16 protein-coding genes are annotated in these 17,606 nt (G+C 40.3%); 9 read left to right on the top strand and 7 right to left on the bottom strand.

Features of this window, described 5'->3' with window-relative positions:
- Positions 1-137: 137 nt before the first annotated feature.
- A complete protein-coding gene (locus L3V38_RS15935; protein WP_237119999.1) occupies positions 138-2,042 on the top strand; it encodes an alpha/beta fold hydrolase in 1,905 nt (634 codons plus the stop codon).
- A gap of 103 nt (positions 2,043-2,145) precedes the next feature.
- Here the strand turns inward: L3V38_RS15935 and L3V38_RS15930 are convergent, their stop codons facing one another.
- A complete protein-coding gene (locus tag L3V38_RS15930; protein ID WP_237119998.1) occupies positions 2,146-3,072 on the bottom strand; it encodes a manganese-dependent inorganic pyrophosphatase in 927 nt (308 codons plus the stop codon).
- A gap of 150 nt (positions 3,073-3,222) precedes the next feature.
- On the opposite strand from L3V38_RS15930, the gene L3V38_RS15925 reads away from it, so the two are divergent.
- Together L3V38_RS15925 and mutM are read left to right on the top strand one after the other, a co-directional pair.
- Entirely contained in the window at positions 3,223-3,714 is a 492-nt protein-coding gene (locus tag L3V38_RS15925) for a hypothetical protein (RefSeq protein WP_237119997.1), read from the top strand.
- An 11-nt stretch (positions 3,715-3,725) separates the two neighbouring features.
- Positions 3,726-4,535 carry a bifunctional DNA-formamidopyrimidine glycosylase/DNA-(apurinic or apyrimidinic site) lyase gene (mutM, locus tag L3V38_RS15920; protein ID WP_237119996.1) on the top strand — a complete coding sequence of 270 codons (810 nt, stop codon included), beginning with the start codon at positions 3,726-3,728 and terminating at the stop codon, positions 4,533-4,535.
- A 46-nt stretch (positions 4,536-4,581) separates the two neighbouring features.
- On the opposite strand, the gene L3V38_RS15915 is transcribed toward mutM, so the two are convergent.
- From L3V38_RS15915 to L3V38_RS15900, 4 genes are read right to left on the bottom strand one after another with little or no spacing between them, the layout of a single operon-like run.
- Positions 4,582-5,037 (bottom strand): DUF3299 domain-containing protein, encoded by a 456-nt coding sequence (locus L3V38_RS15915; RefSeq protein ID WP_237120082.1) that lies wholly within the window; start codon positions 5,035-5,037, stop codon positions 4,582-4,584.
- Positions 5,038-5,078: 41 nt separating this feature from the next.
- Positions 5,079-6,371 (bottom strand): ABC transporter permease, encoded by a 1,293-nt coding sequence (locus tag L3V38_RS15910; RefSeq protein WP_237119995.1) that lies wholly within the window; start codon positions 6,369-6,371, stop codon positions 5,079-5,081.
- Positions 6,358-7,056, bottom strand: coding sequence for an ABC transporter ATP-binding protein (locus L3V38_RS15905; RefSeq protein ID WP_237119994.1), 699 nt, complete (start codon positions 7,054-7,056; stop codon positions 6,358-6,360). The genes L3V38_RS15910 and L3V38_RS15905 overlap by 14 nt, the downstream gene beginning before the upstream one ends.
- A gap of 16 nt (positions 7,057-7,072) precedes the next feature.
- Positions 7,073-8,146, bottom strand: a complete 1,074-nt coding sequence (locus tag L3V38_RS15900; protein WP_237119993.1) for a CDP-glycerol glycerophosphotransferase family protein — start codon at positions 8,144-8,146, stop codon at positions 7,073-7,075.
- Positions 8,147-8,363: 217 nt separating this feature from the next.
- Between L3V38_RS15900 and L3V38_RS15895 the strand changes: the two genes are divergently transcribed.
- The 5 genes from L3V38_RS15895 to L3V38_RS15875 all read left to right on the top strand — a co-directional run bounded on the left by L3V38_RS15895 (position 8,364) and on the right by L3V38_RS15875 (position 13,842).
- Complete coding sequence (locus tag L3V38_RS15895; RefSeq protein ID WP_237119992.1) at positions 8,364-9,470, top strand: phosphoribosylaminoimidazolesuccinocarboxamide synthase; 1,107 nt, start codon at positions 8,364-8,366, stop codon at positions 9,468-9,470.
- Positions 9,471-9,641: 171 nt separating this feature from the next.
- Positions 9,642-10,295 carry a methylamine utilization protein gene (locus tag L3V38_RS15890; RefSeq protein WP_237119991.1) on the top strand — a complete coding sequence of 218 codons (654 nt, stop codon included), beginning with the start codon at positions 9,642-9,644 and terminating at the stop codon, positions 10,293-10,295.
- Entirely contained in the window at positions 10,288-12,603 is a 2,316-nt protein-coding gene (locus L3V38_RS15885; RefSeq protein ID WP_237119990.1) for an EAL domain-containing protein, read from the top strand. The genes L3V38_RS15890 and L3V38_RS15885 overlap by 8 nt, the downstream gene beginning before the upstream one ends.
- On the top strand, positions 12,590-13,423 hold the full coding sequence (locus L3V38_RS15880; RefSeq protein WP_237119989.1) for a DUF3034 family protein: 834 nt from the start codon (positions 12,590-12,592) through the stop codon (positions 13,421-13,423). The genes L3V38_RS15885 and L3V38_RS15880 overlap by 14 nt, the downstream gene beginning before the upstream one ends.
- Entirely contained in the window at positions 13,423-13,842 is a 420-nt protein-coding gene (locus L3V38_RS15875) for a group 1 truncated hemoglobin (protein WP_237119988.1), read from the top strand. Before L3V38_RS15880 ends, L3V38_RS15875 begins: the two co-directional genes overlap by 1 nt.
- Here the strand turns inward: L3V38_RS15875 and L3V38_RS15870 are convergent.
- Positions 13,839-14,738, bottom strand: a complete 900-nt coding sequence (locus L3V38_RS15870; RefSeq protein WP_237119987.1) for a glycosyltransferase family 9 protein — start codon at positions 14,736-14,738, stop codon at positions 13,839-13,841. The genes L3V38_RS15875 and L3V38_RS15870 overlap by 4 nt on opposite strands.
- A gap of 490 nt (positions 14,739-15,228) precedes the next feature.
- Here L3V38_RS15870 and L3V38_RS15865 point away from each other — a divergent pair, with 490 nt between their 5' ends.
- On the top strand, positions 15,229-16,068 hold the full coding sequence (locus L3V38_RS15865; protein WP_237119986.1) for a sulfurtransferase: 840 nt from the start codon (positions 15,229-15,231) through the stop codon (positions 16,066-16,068).
- Here L3V38_RS15865 and L3V38_RS15860 read toward each other — a convergent pair.
- A complete protein-coding gene (locus L3V38_RS15860) occupies positions 16,043-17,605 on the bottom strand; it encodes a sulfotransferase (protein ID WP_237119985.1) in 1,563 nt (520 codons plus the stop codon). The two genes, L3V38_RS15865 and L3V38_RS15860, sit on opposite strands and share 26 nt — an antisense overlap.
- Between the last annotated feature and the right edge of the window lies 1 nt (position 17,606).

The following is a 17,606-nucleotide window of genomic DNA, read 5'->3' as shown; positions in this document are numbered from 1 at the left end:
ACCACCTCTATAGAGGTGGTTATTTAATATTAAATAATCCCCCCTTGAAGCGTTAATGATGAATTAACCCTGTGTTAATTGCTTTTCGTGTGTTACCCTTTTATGGTCATTTAACTGATTAATTCAAAAGGGAAAATATGTTAAAAGGAATCATGGCAATCCTGCTTTTGGCAACATTTATTGTCAATGCTAAAGCCCCTGTATGGGAACAATACGCTAAACTTCCAATGGTTGAGCAGCCAAGCTTATCGCCAAATGGTGAGCTTATTGCGACACTTTATAATACTGATTCAGGCCCAACTATTAGTGTTACTAAGTTTCCTGATATTGATTTTAAGGTGTTGGCGCGGTTAAAGAAAAACAAAGACCGTGTTGATTTTATTCGCTGGTCAGGTAATCGCTACATTATCGTTTCGGCAAGTTATCCCGAATATGTAAATGGTCAGTTTTTCAGAGTATCTAGGTTGTACTCTATCAATGTAGAAACCTCTGAAACTAAAGTGCTCACATCTCCACGTTTTACAGATGATCGTTGGTATAAGTATCAGTCATTTGAGTTAGTATCATCACTCAAGGATGAAACCGATTATGCACTGATTTCCACCTACGACAAAAATGATAAAGGCTATGTTGTCTATCGTGTGCATTTAGGCACATCTGACTTTGATAAAGTTCAGGGTAACAAAAATGATATTGGTAGCTGGTATGCTGATAGTAAAGGGGTTATCAGACTTGGACTAGCCGTTGAAGAAAAAGATGACGTATTTACAGCATCAATTTGGTATAGAGCAAATAAAGACGCAGAGCTCAAAAAAATTCACTCACAGGTGTGGGGGGAAGATGATACTTTTTCTATTCAAGCTTTATCAAAAGATGGCTCCAAAGCGTATGTGCTTTCTAATAGGGAGCTTGGACGTGAAGCTCTTTGGCTCTATAACATAGAAGCAGGCAAGTTTGAGGAGTTGATTTTTAGTAATGATAAATATGATCTCGATGGCGCAATAACTGATAATGAGGGCGAGTTTATCGGTGTATCTTTTTTTGATGACTACTATCGCACTCACTATTTTGATGACAAAGATGGCGCACAAGAGCGTGAAGTGGCAGGCCTTTTTAAAGGAAAGCAGGCCACAATCAGCAGCCGTAGCCGAGATCATACGCGATTATTAGTGTCAGTCACTAATGATGTTACGCCGCCAACTTATTATTACTTCGACTTAAATACTCAAAAAGGAGGTGTTTGGTTATCGAAATATCCTTATTTAGTCAGAAAGTCATTTAGCCCAGTACAAAATTATAGCTTTAAAGCCAGTGATGGTCTGGAAATAACGGGTTACTTTACGCAGCCAGCAAATGTTAAAAACCCGCCATTGATCGTTATGCCGCATGGTGGTCCGCACGCCAGAGATTATAAGTATTTTGACAAAGAGCTTCAGTATCTTGTTGAATTAGGGTTTTCTGTATTACAAGTTAACTTTAGGGGCTCTGCAGGCTTTGGTAGCGCATTTGAAACGGCTGGTTATTACCAGTGGGGTAAACGTATGCAACAAGATGTGTATGAGGCAATGGATTGGGCAATTGCGCAAGGTTTAGCTAAAAAAGATAATGCCTGTATTTTTGGCGCAAGCTACGGTGGTTATGTTGCCTTAACAGCTGCCTTTCAAGAGCCCAAGCGCTTTAAATGTGTGGTGAGTATATCAGGCGTCTCAGACCTTGAAACTTTTGTTACGAAAACAGATAGACAAGGGAAATACTTAGGTAATATCGTTGATGTTAAAGATGATAAGTCTATCGATGCGTTAGCTGAGGTATCAGCAATAAGAAAAATTAACCACATTAAGGCGCCTATTCTTTTAATACATGGTAATAACGATACGCGCGTTAATTATAATCAATCGAAAGATTTCTATGACAAAGCGAGAAAACAGCTAGATATTAAATATGTTGAAATAGAGGATGGAACACACTTTTTTGACGATCAAGAAAGCCAAATAAAGTTATTCTCTGAGATAACGCCGTTTTTAAAAAAGCACCTATTATAGGTAGCCTTTAGTAATATCTAGATAAAAACTTAATAATAGAGTAATAAAGAAGCCGATGTTTGAAGTGAAGTTACATCGGCTTTTTTGTGTCTATTTCGTAAGATTAGATCTTTGCAAAAGCGTCTTGTAGTGGCGGTACTACTTGCTTCTTACGGCTTAATACGCCATCTAACCATACGCGACCATCTTCTGATTTAACATCATAGGCAGCTTCGATTACTGATACGTCATCAGACGCAATTAGCATTTCAGAGCCTTCTTTCATGATATCAGTTAACAGGAGTAATACTGAGTGGCGACCGCCTTCTTCTTTAAGCTTTGCGATATCAGCTTCAAGATCTGCTTTGATTTCATCAAATACAGCAAGGTCGATCACTTCTAGCTGGCCAATACCTACTAGCTTACCGTTCATGTTGAAGTCTTTGAAATCACGCATGACTAAGTCGCGTGCAGGTGTGCCTTCAACCGCTGATTTCACCTTGAACATTTCCATGCCAAGCTCTTTAAAATCTTCGATATCTGCGATTTCAGCAAGTGCTTCAACACACTTGATGTCAGCCGTTGTACAGGTTGGTGATTTAAAGATTACAGTGTCGCTTAAAATTGCACATAACATGATGCCTGCGATATCTTTTGGAATCTCTACATTGTAGAAGTCATACATCATTTTGATGATAGTGTTTGAACAGCCAACAGGACGGATCCAACACTCAAGCGGTGTTGATGATGTTAAATCGCCTAGTTTGTGGTGATCAACGACACCGACAACACGTGCTTCATCGATGTCATCAGGTGCTTGTGTTTTTTCTGTATGGTCAACGATATAAACGTCTTCACCTGCGTAGCTAAGCTTTAGCTCAGGGGCTTCGAAACCAAATTTATCTAGGATAAACTGTGTTTCAGGCGATACTTCACCTAAACGCGTTGGTATTGCAGGTTCTTCGATTTGGTTTTTTAAATAAGCAAGCGCAATTGCACCGCAAATTGAATCTGAATCAGGGATCTTATGACCCACTACATACATTGACATTGACGGAACTCCTTTAAATTTGGCGGATATTTTAGCAAAGTCTCTACAGATTGATATATAACAGACATGAAATTTTGTTGATCAATTACAACTGCCAATTAATGGACTTTTTAGTTACACTTTAAGGTATTGAAAAGTGAGGAAGATACGATGCGTTTGAGCCGAAAAGCATGGAATAATGTGGTGATTATTTCGATGCTGTTGATGATTTTTTTCTTTAACGGTTTGCACAAAAAGCTCAATACTCCCCCTGTGAATGAGGGCGTTCAAGCTCTACTGCCTGAGCAAAGCTTTATTTTAGCAATGGCTTTTCCTGAACTGAAAATTGAGCGCATAGGTACTTCGTGGCGGAGCCAAAAGTTACAAAGCATTACATGGCAAGCCGATGAACAGATGCTCGAACAATTAGTCGAACGTTGGCAGCGCCAGCAATTAACCATAGCAGCGCTGCCAGTGAGTAAAATTTCAAAGGCGTCTGCGGATTATGTTGCCTCTGTATGGCTTGCTGGTGAGCAATTGCCAGCGGTATATCAGTTATATAGCATTGAGCAGCAATACTATTTATTGGATAAGCGGTTACAACGGGTGTTTGTGCTTGAGCAAGCCGATGTCGTTAAGTTATTTCCGCTATACCCGTTTTAAGAGAGTCATAGATGCCTGAATTACCTGAAGTTGAAGTTAGCCGTTTGGGAATAACGCCGCATGTGCTTAACCAAACAGTGACTAAAGTAAATATTCATAACGCCAGCATGCGTTGGCCTGTGCCTGATGATGTTTATCAATTGCAAGGGCTTAAAGTTACCTCAGTGGAGCGTAGAGCAAAATATTTATTACTCGGTTGTGAGTTGGGTAGTGTGATTTTGCACTTAGGAATGTCGGGTAATTTACGTGTTGTGGATGCAACTGAGCCTTTAAAAAAACATGACCATATTGAGTTTATTTTAGCGTCTGGTAAAGCGTTACGGCTTAATGATGCTCGTCGTTTTGGTGCTTGCTTATGGCAAGCGCCAAATGAATGCCATACCTTGCTGTCAAAGCTAGGGCCTGAGCCGTTAACAGAAGAGTTTGTTGCAGAGCGCGTTTTTGAGCAGTCACGAAACAAAAAAGTACCCATTAAACAATTTATTATGGATAACGCTGTGGTGGTTGGTGTTGGTAATATCTATGCCAATGAGTCACTATTTAAGGCTGGAATTCATCCTAAACGAGAAGCCGGAAAGGTGTCTTTAAAGCGTTATCAGCAATTGGTGCCTATTATTAAAGAAACCCTTGCAGCGGCTATTACACAAGGTGGCACAACATTAAAAGACTTTGCCCAAAGTGACGGTAAGCCAGGGTATTTTGCGCAGCAATTATTGGTTTATGGTCGCAAAGGCGAGCTATGTGTTAATTGTAAAGAGCCATTAAAGGAAATTAGATTAGGGCAAAGAAGCACGGTTTACTGTTCTAATTGCCAAAAGTGACGCTGAAAGCAACCATCAAAAAAGCACGCCTCGGCGTGCTTTTAAATTATAGTTCAAATGGGGCGACACCGACCGCTTTCATTTTATAGCCAACTTGCGCAATTTCACCCGACCAAGTTTCTGTGCTAATCACGCCTGTAACAACGATTGCATCATATAGGCTTTCAATAGGCACACCCCCTTCAATTGTGACATGCACAATTTGATTAGGTGGCGGGGGTGGTACATGGATACAGGCACCAAAATATGGCACCAGTAAAAACTCAGTTATTACTTCGCTGTCGCCCTCTAGTGGCACTACAAAGCCAGGCAAACTAACTGATTGGCCGTTTAGTTCTTTAACAACCGGCGCATCTAAATCAGGTTGTACCCAATTTTGTTCTGAACCCTCATGGTTAGCTTGTGCTTGGGTGTCAATTTGTACATGCCCTTGTGGGATTAAGTCTTCCCAAAAAATTTCTTTAGGTTCGCCTGCATTTGCTAACGTGCAGGATAAAAGCATGGCAACAGCAATAAATTTTTGAAAAAATTGCATAAAATTCCTTAAATTTTGATACTCATGCCATCGGCAAGTGAGTAAAAATATGCGCGGGTTGCAGGTATCAACCCAACGATAAAACCTGCAAACATTATCGCAGCTAATAGCATAAGTTCATAGGCCGATAATAGCGCTATATTAAGGCTTATTCCGGCATGGCTTTGCAAGTAACCTGCGCCGAATAGCATTAAAGCATAGAACAAGGCGACACCAACAAGGCAGCCTAGCCCAGTGATGAGTAATGACTCTGCGCTTATCAATGTAAAAATATGCCAAGGCCTAGCGCCTACCGAGCGCAAAATAGCCAATTCTCTGCGACGCTGATTTAAGTTCGACAGCAAGCTGGTCAACATGCCAAGTAAACTAATAATGACCACCACAATTGAAAAAAGTAATAATATTTTTTCGACAATTGAGAGCATTTCCCACAATTCACGTAAGGTCACACCAGGCATGATGGCTAGTAATGCCTCCTCTTTGTATTGGTTGATATTACGGCGTACTTGTAGGGTGTACAGTGGCGAATCAAAACCGAGTAGAAAAGCGGTTATTTGTTTTGGTGTGCCAATGAGATCGACATCATCATGCTGGTCGTGGTCGTGGTCGTGGTCGTGGTCGTGGTCGTGGTCGTGGTCGTGGGTTTTTTCATGTTGATGACTATGACCACCATGAATTTCATCAATCGCTGCAAGTGGAATATGCAAGGTTTTATCAACGGGTGTACCTGTTGCTTGTAAAATACCAACAACGGTAAATGGGTTATCATCATGGTTATGAAAGCTAGTATTACCCATGCCGTGAGCAATCACGACCTTATCACCCAGTTGATAGCCAAGGGATTTGGCTACATCAGCACCAAGAACAACGTCAAATAAGTGATTAAACTCATGGCCGTTTGCAAAGCTTAATGGCTGCTTCTTACCAAAGCGATAGTGAGTAAAGTAGTCCTTGTTTGTACCAAGCACCGCAAGGCCTTTATGGCTATCACCTAACGACAGTGGAATGCTCCAACTTACTCCCCGTTGCTTTGCAATATACTGATAACTTTGCCAACTGACGCCGTTATTAGCATGCCCAATACGAAATACAGAAGAGAGCAGCAATTGAATGTCGCCCGTGCGAGCGCCAACGATCAAATCTGTGCCAGAAATGGTATTACTAAAGCTACTTTTGGCATCGATACGAACACGCTCAATCGACATGAGCAACATCACACTAATAGCAATAGTGAATAACGTAAGCAAAGCACTGGCTTTGCGATTGAATAAGCTTTTTGCGGCAAGTTTAAGTAGTAGCATGTCTGCCTCCTTGTAGTTCAACAAGGTCAATGCTGCGTTTGAAAAGGCTGCGCAGGGTCTCATCATGACTGACAAACACGAGCGTGCTATTAGTGGCTGTGGCTTGTTCAAACAGTAACTTCACAAATGCTTGACGGTTTTGTGTGTCTAGTGCCGAGGTTGGTTCATCGGCGATAATGATTTCTGGACTACCTATAAATGCTCTGGCTGCTGCAACACGTTGTTGTTGACCAATACTTAATTCACCGACAGCTTGATGCTGTAAGCTGCCTGTTAACCCTAACGCTGTAAGCAGTCGGCTCGCTTCTGCACTAATAGTAGCATTGTTTTGAAGCGCATGATGTTTGCGAGATGTCGAAAACTGGCAGCCTAATGTTACGTTCTCAATGGGTGATAAGTAAGACAGTAAATTAAAGTTTTGAAAAATATAACCAATATGGTCGGCACGAAAACGGTCGCGCTGGCTATTACTAAGTTGGTTTATTGCTTTGCCTAGTAACTCAATTGTGCCTTTGTTAGGAGTAGCAACACCGGCAAGCAAAGACAGCAAAGTTGATTTACCGCAGCCACTCGGGCCATGAAGAAAAACATGTTCGCCTTGATCAATCTGCAATTGTGCAATATTGATCGTTGGCGTCGTTTGTTGTGAGTGCCACTTAAATAGCACATTTGAAAGCGTGATCATAACGACCTATAAGTTGTTACCATCGCCAGTAATTTAACTTTTTACGCATTTTGAGGTTACGAATAAAATTACGTGGTTTTGGCTTAAGTGCTGGATTCGTCAATAGTAATTCATTGCTGGCAGCAAGTACACGTTGACTCGATAAGCCGTCCTGATATGGGTGTAACTGTTGGCAGAAGTGTTCAATTTTAGCCATTAGTTCATCGGGCTCTGTGAGAGCATAATCGATGGCCTGTTCGATTTTATCTGCATCTGTAATGTCAACGAGATGCTCATCGGGGTTTTGGTTGCAGAAGGTCACCACAGGCTTACGTTGTAAAATAAACATCAGTAATATCGATGAGGTATCACAGAGCATCACATCCGCTGCTTTAAGAAGCGGTAGAACATTGTCGGTTTCTACAAAGGTTAAGTTTTCATTTTGTAGCGCTTTATATTGCGCAACGAGTTCGCTTGGCATTTTAGGATGAAACTGCATTAAAATGCGCCATTTTCCTTGCTCGCTAAATGCTTTAATTTGTTCATAAAGCTTTGGAGCGAGTGAGATACGCCGAGAAAAAGTCGAGCAAATGAGTAATGTTTTACGTGGATCTTGCTTATCTTCGTAAGGGTTATTTACGACCTCAGAAAAGTAGGGATCCAGTGTTGGCCAACCTGTTTCTTTTACTTGAAAGTAGCCATGCTTCTGAGCAAGCTCTGTAAAGGTGGTCGTAGTCGATGGCCCTTGAGTGCAATATAAATCAAAACAGTCACGAATTTTAAAATGATTATCTAGGCCATTATTAACGCGTTTTCCTGAATTAAAGCCATGAAAAACTTTGACTTTTTTACCAGGGATAAAGTTTGGAACAATATTTCCTGGTAGATAGACAATATCGGGCTGCCATTCTTTTACATCGTTTAATGACATCAAACGTTGCTCTTCTTGGTGAAGAAAATCAGGGTTAACCTCATCTCCTTCTAGAAACCACTTAACCTCACCGCCATGAGCTAAAATTTCTTGCTGTAGAGGGCGCAAGATGGCGTATGAATAATTCTGTGAAATATACATTAAGTATTTTTTTTCTGCGGTAGCTGCTAAGTAATCCAAGAAAACCTCCTATTGTGAGGGCGCTATTATAGCGAAGTTTTGTTTATGACAGCAAAATTACAGAACATTTAAAGTTTATTGATTTTGTCATGAGAATTGAAAAGCGGATCGTAGCGCAATGATTGAGCTTTCATAGCGTCTAGATTATTATAGGCGGCCATAACCCCAATCCCATACAAGTGCTCATTTGAGCATGCCAAATACTTTCGGAGATAGCATGACTAGCTATAAAGTTTTAGACGTAAACGATGATTTACCGATCCGTACCAAAGGTGCGGTACACAGTGGTAAAGTGCGTTCAGTTTATTGGTTAACTGATGAAGATAGCGCTCGTTTAATTAATGAAAAAGGTTACCAAGTTCCAAAGGGAACCGAGCTAGCTATTATGGTTATTTCAGACCGTATTTCTGCGTTTGATTGTATTTGGCAAGGTGAAAATGGTTTAAATGGTGTGCCAGGTAAAGGTATTGCTTTAAACTCTGTGGCATCACATTGGTTTAAGTTATTTGACAAAGCAGGTCTTGCAGGTAATCACATTGTTGATATTCCACATCCATATGTGTGGATTGTGCGTAAAGCAAGCACTGTAAAAGTTGAAGCCATTGCTCGCCAATATATTACAGGTAGCATGTGGCGAGATTACGCTAAAGGTACACGCAATTTCTGTGGTATTGATTTGCCTGAAGGTCTAACAGCTAATCAAAAGTTAGATGATGTACTTATTACACCATCAACAAAAGGGATTATTACAGGTGTTGCCGAAATTCCTGAGGTGGACGATGTTAATATCACCCGCGAAAACATTACTAATAATCTATCAGTATTTAATTTTAAATCTGAAGACGATGTCGCTAAATATGAGCAATTGCTAGTTGAGGGCTTTAAGCTTATTAGTGATGAGTTAGCGCAGCTTGACCAAATCTTCGTAGATACCAAGTTTGAGTTTGGTTATGTAGAAGATATCGATGGCTCTGACAAGCTTATTTATATTGATGAAGTGGGCACGCCTGATTCATCACGTATTTGGGATGGCCCTGCTTATCGTGATGGTAAAATAGTTGAAAATTCAAAAGAAGGTTTCCGCCAGTTATTAATTTATAATGTGCCAGACAGCGATGTATTGTTAAATAAAGATCGCATGGGTGAGCGCGAGCAATTAGCAAAAGATTACACATTACCTGAATCTGTAATGCTTGAAGTGTCTGATACTTATGTTGGTATCGCAAGTAAAATAGTGGGCGAAAAAATAACGATACCAAGCGATCCGCGTGGTGAAGTGATTGCTATTTTAGACAGCGAATACGGTTTGATTAAACACAGTTAAACACATTTTCAGGCCTAATATTCCTTCAAGGCCTTTCTTATTTTTAAGCCAAGTTTATGTTTTAGGTACGTTTGCTTGGCTTTTTTCTTGCTTTTCCTGCTTTCAGTCATTAACTTAACACAAGATTAATCTATACTAATTAGCAGAATAAGCTAAGCAAGGAACCAACCTATGTTTTTATTTGCGCATTGTCTTCGCGCGACGTGTGGTCTTGCACTCTTTACCAGTTCAACTTTGTTTGCAGCGGATATTTCATTTGTTGTTCGTGACCAGCTAGGTAATCCGTTATCTGACGCTGTTATTGAGCAGGTTGCAATAAAAAATAATGAATCTACGCCTCTTCCAGTCGCGGTAATGGATCAAGTTAATAAACAATTTTCTCCTGCGGTACTGATTGTTCAACAAGGGCAGTTAGTGGATTTTCCTAATAGTGATGATATTCGTCATCATGTTTACTCTTTTTCGCCTGCTAAAGTCTTTGATATAAAGCTGTATGCGGGGCAACCCGAAAAGCCTGAAAAATTTGATACCTCAGGTGTTGTGGTACTGGGTTGTAATATCCATGATTCAATGGTCGGCTATATTTATGTCGCTAAAAATCATCAGGCTACAAAAACAAATCAACAGGGAATGGCAACACTTAAGGATGTTATATATCCACTAAGTTTAACTATTTGGCACCCAAACCAAGTAAGCGATATTACTTTTAAGCAGTCACTCATTGTAAATCAATCTCCTAAAAAGTTTTATGAAGTTATTGTTGAGACTGTGGAACCTGCACCACGAAATACATTTGGCGAGATGTTTAAGGTAAATAATGGTTAATAGTTTAAGAGGGCGAATTATTGCGCTATGCGTGGGTTTAGTTTTACTTACCACACTGGTGAGTTTATTAAGTTCTTGGTGGTCAACAAATCGTTTTAATAATCAAAAGTTAGTTGAAGATATCAATGTTGCTGAGAATGTGTTCAAGCAGTACCTTAGCGCCAAAGAAAGCTTATTGTTAACGGCTGCGAAAGTACTGACTGCTGATTTTGGTTTTAAACAAGCTATTGCCACGCAAGATGCCGACACAATTAGTAGCGTTTTAAATAATCACAGTCGGCGTATTAACGCAGATTTAATGATGTTAATTGATTTGTCGGGTCAACTTGTATCGGCAAATACAGAGTTAGATCATACCTCTGATGAGTTTACCCCTTTAATGCGTGAACTGCTGAAGCATGCTGAGCAATCAAACTTTATTATTATTGATAAAGCTTTATATCAGGTGATCTTACTGCCAGTGAGAGCGCCTCGTACAGTGGCATACAGCCTCGTTGGGTTCAAAATTACTGACTTAGTTGCTAAAGAGTTGAAAAACCTGACTACAATGGATGTGAGCTTTATTGGTCAAGAGGATGATGTTGTTGAAACATCGCTCACTGATGACCTTTATGGAAGCTCAGTACTTGAACATTTCAATAATAAAATGACACATCGGATTTTTGGGGAAAAGCCAGTTTATCGTAATCGTATAATTCAACTTCCCTCATTGTCAGGGCATCAGGTTACAGTATTACTTAGTGCAGACTTAACGTTAAGTTACCGAGAATTTGAGCAACTCTTTTTTACTATCATTATTTTAGCGGTTATTACGGTGTTCATTGGGGTGTTGACCAGTGGCTTTTTAGCTAAAAATTTAACGACACCTTTATTACAGCTTACATTGCTGGCGCAGCAATTTGCCCGTGGTAATTATCAAGCAGACTTTGTTGGCAAAAAGCAAAGTAGTGAGATTACAACACTTATCGATGCTTTCAATAATATGGGTAATGATATTAAAGAGCGTGAGCAGCAAATCAGCTTTCAAGCAAGTCATGACTCTTTAACTGGCTTTTTAACCCGCAGTGCCATGCTCGAAAAAATGGAGTCTTTGTTAGGACTTGGAATTGATTACACCTTAGTGGCAATTGATATCAGAGGCCTTCGACATATTAACGATAAACTGGGCCCACGTATTGGTGATGAATGCTTAAAAGCGGTGGCAGAGCGAATTTGTCAGTACTCAGAGCAGATTGGTGGAGTGAATGCTCGAATTGGTGGCGATGAGTTTTTAACTTTATTCCCCAGTCAAAAAGCAGGGCAACTAAAAAGCAGTGTGATGGAGTTAATGGCACAATTACAAGTGGGCTATTTAATTCGAGGGTTAAATATAACCTTACGCTTTAGTACTGGTGTAGTTCATTGTATGTCGCAAGGTGTGAAGCCTGATGATTTAATGCGCCGTGTATTAATTGCCGTTGATACAGCATCATCTGAACAAAAGAATGTGCACTACTATCAAGAAGGTGAGGACGAAGAGCACCTAGAACGATTGGCTATTATAGATGAACTAAAGCAAGCGTTATTTGATGATGACGGGCAGCTTTTTATGACCTATCAACCCAAGCTAAATATTAAAACGCAATGTATTGATAAAGTTGAGTCACTGATTCGTTGGCAACGTAAAGATGGTCAATGGGTTTCCCCAGAGTTATTTATCGATTTAGCAGAGCAATCCGGTGTGATTGTTGAGTTAACGGCTTGGGTAGTTAAGACGGTTGTTTCACAAGTTGCGCAGTGGCAGCAAATGGGCATTTCGATGCAGGCGGCTATTAATGTGTCGGCGCAGGATATTGCTTATCCGAGCTTCTACTCTCATTTGGCTAAACAACTCAAAACACACCAGTTAAGTGGTCATTTAATCACTATCGAGCTTACAGAGCGCGACATGATCGAAAATGAAGAGCAAGGAATAAAAGCGCTTGAAAATTTAAAAGGCTTAGGCGTTAAGATTTCTTTGGATGACTATGGTGTGGGGCAAACATCGCTTGGACGTCTGAAATCGCTGCCTATTGATGAATTAAAGCTAGATAAGTGTTTTATTTTAAAGCTAGATCAATCTAAGCAAGATCAATACATAGTTCAATCGACCGTAAGCCTAGGCCATCAACTCGGCTTTTCGGTTGTAGCAGAAGGGGTTGAGAATGAAGCATCTCTTGATTTACTTACACAAATACAGTGTGACTATGCACAAGGGTATTATCTAAGCCGACCTCTCAAGTCCGAACAATTTATTCAATGGTTAGCACAATACAATGAAGCATCTTAAATGGTTTGTGGGTTTATATTATTTAGCTAGCGCGGCTTCAAGTCTCGCTGCAACGGGAAAGTTGCTGGCAACCCCTGGTGTTTCGCAAGTCGAAGGAAGTGCTGGAGGCGGGTTAGTACCGTGGGCGCAATTAGCAGGTTATGCAAGCGCTGATGAAGTGGCAATCAACGGCTTTTGTAGTCGTGCAGATGTAACTGACTACCGCTTAGATGTGTGTGGCGTGCAGTTTAACTTATTTGATCGTGTAGAACTTAGCTATGCGCAGCAGCAATTTGATGTGCCTGCATTGGACACTCAAATTGAACAATCAATTAGTGCGGCTAAAATAAGGCTTTATGGTGATATTGTTTACAGTGAATGGCCACAAGTAAGTTTGGGAGTGCAACATAAGGAACTACAAAACGGTGCGGTTGCTTCACTTTTAGGCGCTGAGGATACAAAAGGCACCGATGTTTATATTGCAGCAAGTAAACTCCACTTAGGGGCACTTGCTGGATATAATTGGTTTTGGAACACCACTGTGCGTTACAGCGAGGCTAACCAATTAGGCTTATTAGGATATGGGGGTAAAAACAGCGCTGAAAAATTGTTATTTGAAGCGTCCAGTGCTGTATTTTTAACGCATCAGGTGGCAGTGGGTATTGAGTACCGTGAAAAAAGTAATAATCTTGGTCTTTCGGAACAAGATTGGAAAGATATATTTATTGCTTGGTTTCCTAATAAAGATATTAGTGTCACTGCTGCATGGCTTGATTTAGGGCGTATTGCGGGGGCAGATGATCAAACAGGTTGGTATTTGTCAGTGACAGGATATTGGTAATGAAATATGTTCTTTATGTTTTTGCACTTGTGGTATTGCTGAGTGGGTGTAGAGCAACAAACCAGCTTAGCCTCTATCAACAATTGGATGGACAGCAAGGTATAGAAAAGCTGGTTGATAGTTTTATTAACCAGATCGGGCACGATAGCAAGATTCTTGAGTATTTTAAGCAAGCAAATGTAGCGCACTTTCGTCAAGGCTTCATTTCACATTTATGCTCAGTGACTGATGGGCCTTGCAGCTATACAGGCGATTCGATGATTGATATTCATACCGGTATGAATATATCTGAAAAAGACTTTAACCGCGTTGTTGAGCTTTTAATAAACGCAATGGACGAGCAGCAAATACCTCAACGGCTGCAAAACACACTTTTAGAGCGTTTAGCGCCCATGCGTTCAGAAGTGATCAATATTTAAATTAGCTGATTAACCGCCTCACAAATTTGGCTAGGCTTTATGTCTCTTATGAGTTCACTGTCTATTAATTGCTGGCCGTTGGCAACCAAGGCAATGTAATTCTTTTGCTTCGGGGCAACAGTACTCCAAGGCGATGTGCCTAACCCGACTAATACCACAAATGGGATGTTTGCGGCGGCTGCAATATGCATAGGGCCAGAGTCAATGGTAATAAATAAATCTAAAGACGCAACTAAGTCGAGCATTTCTAGCATAGAGGTTTGACCGGCTAGGTTCGTGATTGACGCGTTGCTATTATTAAGTTTGGCGACTAACTGCTCAGCCTCATCCTTCTCTGAAGGATCGCCAACAATATAAAAATCGCAGTCAGGGTGCTCTTCACTGAGTTTTTTCAAGGTTTGAGTTGCGAGATCTTCTGGGTAATGACGGCATCGTTTATTTTTACCACCAAAGTAAATACCTAGCTTTTTCTTTTTATTCTGTTTTATGTAGTGACTCTTTTTAGCTTGCACTTCGGTATTGGGGATTTCTGAAAAAGGGTACCCATGTGTCTCGTTTATTAAACGGCAATAGCGGTAAATATAATGGTGATTTTTATTAAGCTTTAATGTATGAGTTAGTAGTGGTGAACGTCCGTTTTGTGCATAGCCAATACGATATTTAATCTTAGCTGCAAAACAAAGGAGCGCTTCTGAAAGAGAATTTCTTAGTATGATTGCTAAGTCGATATTGGCTTTTTTTAATATACTCGCTTGGCTTAAAAGTGAGCAAGGCTGATGCGTATCAAAGCGATTATCAGAAATAACCTCAATCGAGTTATCTCTAGATAGCATTTCAACAAGATGTGGGCGTGCTAACACATAGATTTTTTTGTTCGGGTAAAGTGTTTTAAGCATTTTTATTGCTGGGGTGCAATTAATTGTATCGCCAATGAACTTGGGAAGTACAACCAGTATATTCCCTTGGATTTTTTTACTATCAATTGTTTGGTTTTTGGGCATTTGAATGAGGCCGAGATGTTTTTATTTGCTATGTTCTTGAGAGATTAATCTTTAACTATTTCTTGCTAATGCTTATCTTTTTAACGTTAGATTAGTGAGTTAGCAAGGGCTTTTTTCATTCTCAATAAGTTTACTTTCATCTTATTTTTTCAAAGACGATAGAGGGTATGAATGACAATGCCCAGCTCATTTTTTGAAAAAATAAGGCTCAATTTTGCTGGGGTTAGACCGTTATTATCTAATCTAGTTCTTGCCCAGTTATGTATTTATTCGTAGTTTATCATCATAATAAGAAAGTGCGTATGAATATGACATTAAATACAACGTATTATCTAGACTTATTTGAGCTTAAAGTTGAGTTAGTTATTCCAGTTGGAAGGTCAAAATGAAAAATATAATCACGCCAGAATGGCTCAATAAAAATTATAATAATGCAAATATCATAACTTTTGATGCGGGAATGGTGCGCCCTGGCATGCCAGGTGAGTATGCGCCTAAAGCAATGCTGCCTAATGCACAGCGTTTTGATTTCAAAAAGACGCTGGCTGATAGCACTAACCCTATACCAAGTATGATGTGCAGTAGTGAGCAGTTTACAGAGTATATGCAGCTTGCAGGGGTTAACCAAGACTCTCTGGTTGTCATTTATGAGGATCAAGGTTTATTCAGTTCAGCGCGTGCGTGGTGGATGTTTAAAGCAATGGGCTTTGATAACGTAAAAGTTCTAAGTGGCGGTTTAGCTAAGTGGCAGGCACTTGGCTACGCAACACAAGCAAACTATTCAGCGGCTACTGGTCAAGGCAACTTTGTTGCCAGTCCCCGCGCTGATTACTTTATCAGTGCTGAGCAAGTACTTAACTCTCTTGATGAAAAAAGCACACTAACACTCGATGCTCGCCCTTTTGAGCGATTTACCGGCGAACACGAAGAGCCGCGTGAAGGCATGCGCAGTGGTCATATTCCAAATAGTCGCAGTTTGTCACTTGCAAGTGTACTGGATAACGGTGAGCTTAAATCGCTTAGCGAGTTGCAGTCATTATTTGAACAACATATAGAGCCGCATCATACCCAGTTGCAGTTTAGCTGTGGCTCAGGTGTAACGGCTTGTGCAATTGCATTGTGTGCCGATGAATGCGGTTACGCTAACTTACGTGTTTACGATGGCTCATGGAGTGAGTGGGGCGCTCGTCACGACTTACCTATTGAAACAGGTCCGCATCAATAAACTCAGCGTAATTTTGCCAGTTGCCGATACTGTTTTTATTCAGTGGCTGGCGAATTTGCTTTTTACTCGCCGTGGCTGATGCCGCATTGTTTTTATAAAAGCATAAGCAGCTTTCTTGCCAGCTTAAATCGCAAAAAGCATAGAGTTTCTGAGTTTGTTCGGTAGGCTCTGCCACGAGTTGTTCATAGCTTTGCAAAAAAACATTTTCAGGATACTTGTTGGCAAAATGACTGATTAATGCAGAGTAATCTTGATGGTATGAAGCAATATCTTTAAGTGTAAAGCTGTAGTGATGAAACACACTTTGCGGGCTATACATCTGCCTAAAATTGGCAATGCTGCAATCTTGCCAGTCCCGCAGCATACAAACGATTTTAGCCTTAGGAAAAGCCGCTAAAATAAAATCAATATAGTAAAAGTTAAATGGCTGTTTATCACAACTTCTTAGGCCATCACTTAGCTGCTCGACTCTTTGTTGATAGCTAGTTAGTGCTGTCTTTATCTTCTCAGATTCATATGCCTTATCGAGCATTTTGCTATCAATCACACGAACTGATTGCGTGGCGTGTTGTATGAGTTGCGCAATATCGTTTAACTCACCGATGCCTTTTAGCTGCTCACTTTGATTAAGGATTTTCTCAACTAAGGTTGTGCCAGAGCGGGGCATGCCAACCACAAAAACGGGCGAGAACGCAGAGTCACTACTTACAAGTTCTTGCTGTTTGCTCTGGGTAATAAGTTTTTGACAAAAGTGGTGGTGCTGTGTGGCTTGATAATTAACTTTACTGGCTATCGCTTGCTTACTTAGTGCAAAGTATTTAAATGCATTTTTGTAGTCATTGAGGTGCTCATAATTAAGTGCAAGACTATGAAAATACACTTGTTGGTCAATAATGGTTTTTTCTTTATTGGCTAAAGCGTGTAGTTTTTGGATATGTTGCTTGGCATCTAAATCACTATTGAGTTCAGCTTGTGAATAGTGGGCTTGATAAAAGTAAGGCTGCTTTGTAGTTAGTTGCTGTAGCACGTTTTTTGCTTCATTGAACAGTCCGTGAATTTTATAACACACCGCCAAATTATAGCTAATTTGTAGGTTATCTTTATTGCGTTGGGAGGCTGCTTTTTGAAAGTTAAGGGCGTCGTCATAATATCCTAATCGGGTCGCAATATTAGCTAATGTATCAAAGTCTGCGGCACTAAAGTCAGCTGTTTGCAAAGCGCTTTGATAATGTACAGCTGCATTACTCACTTTGCCTAACAGTACGTATAACTTGGCAAGTGCTAAATGATAAATCGCAAAAGAGGCTAGGCTAAGCGCTTTTTCAAGGAGCTTAATCGCTTTGTTGATATCACCTGCTGCGGTGTTAACTTCACTGAGTAAAAAGTAACAAACGTGGTCTTCAGGATTTTGTTTTAGGCACTGCACAAGTAGGTGATGTGCATCGTTTAGTTGCTTGTCGCTTAACAACTGTTGGATGTGAGCGCGAAGCGCTTTTTGGGTATCATTTAGCATAAGCGCATAGTATACCAATTCCAAT

Origin of the sequence: Pseudoalteromonas sp. L1 (genome assembly GCF_021728095.1) — a bacterium.
Taxonomy (GTDB): domain Bacteria; phylum Pseudomonadota; class Gammaproteobacteria; order Enterobacterales; family Alteromonadaceae; genus Pseudoalteromonas.
The sequence above is the reverse complement of the archived record's forward strand: the minus strand, read 5'-3'. Positions and strand labels throughout refer to the sequence as shown.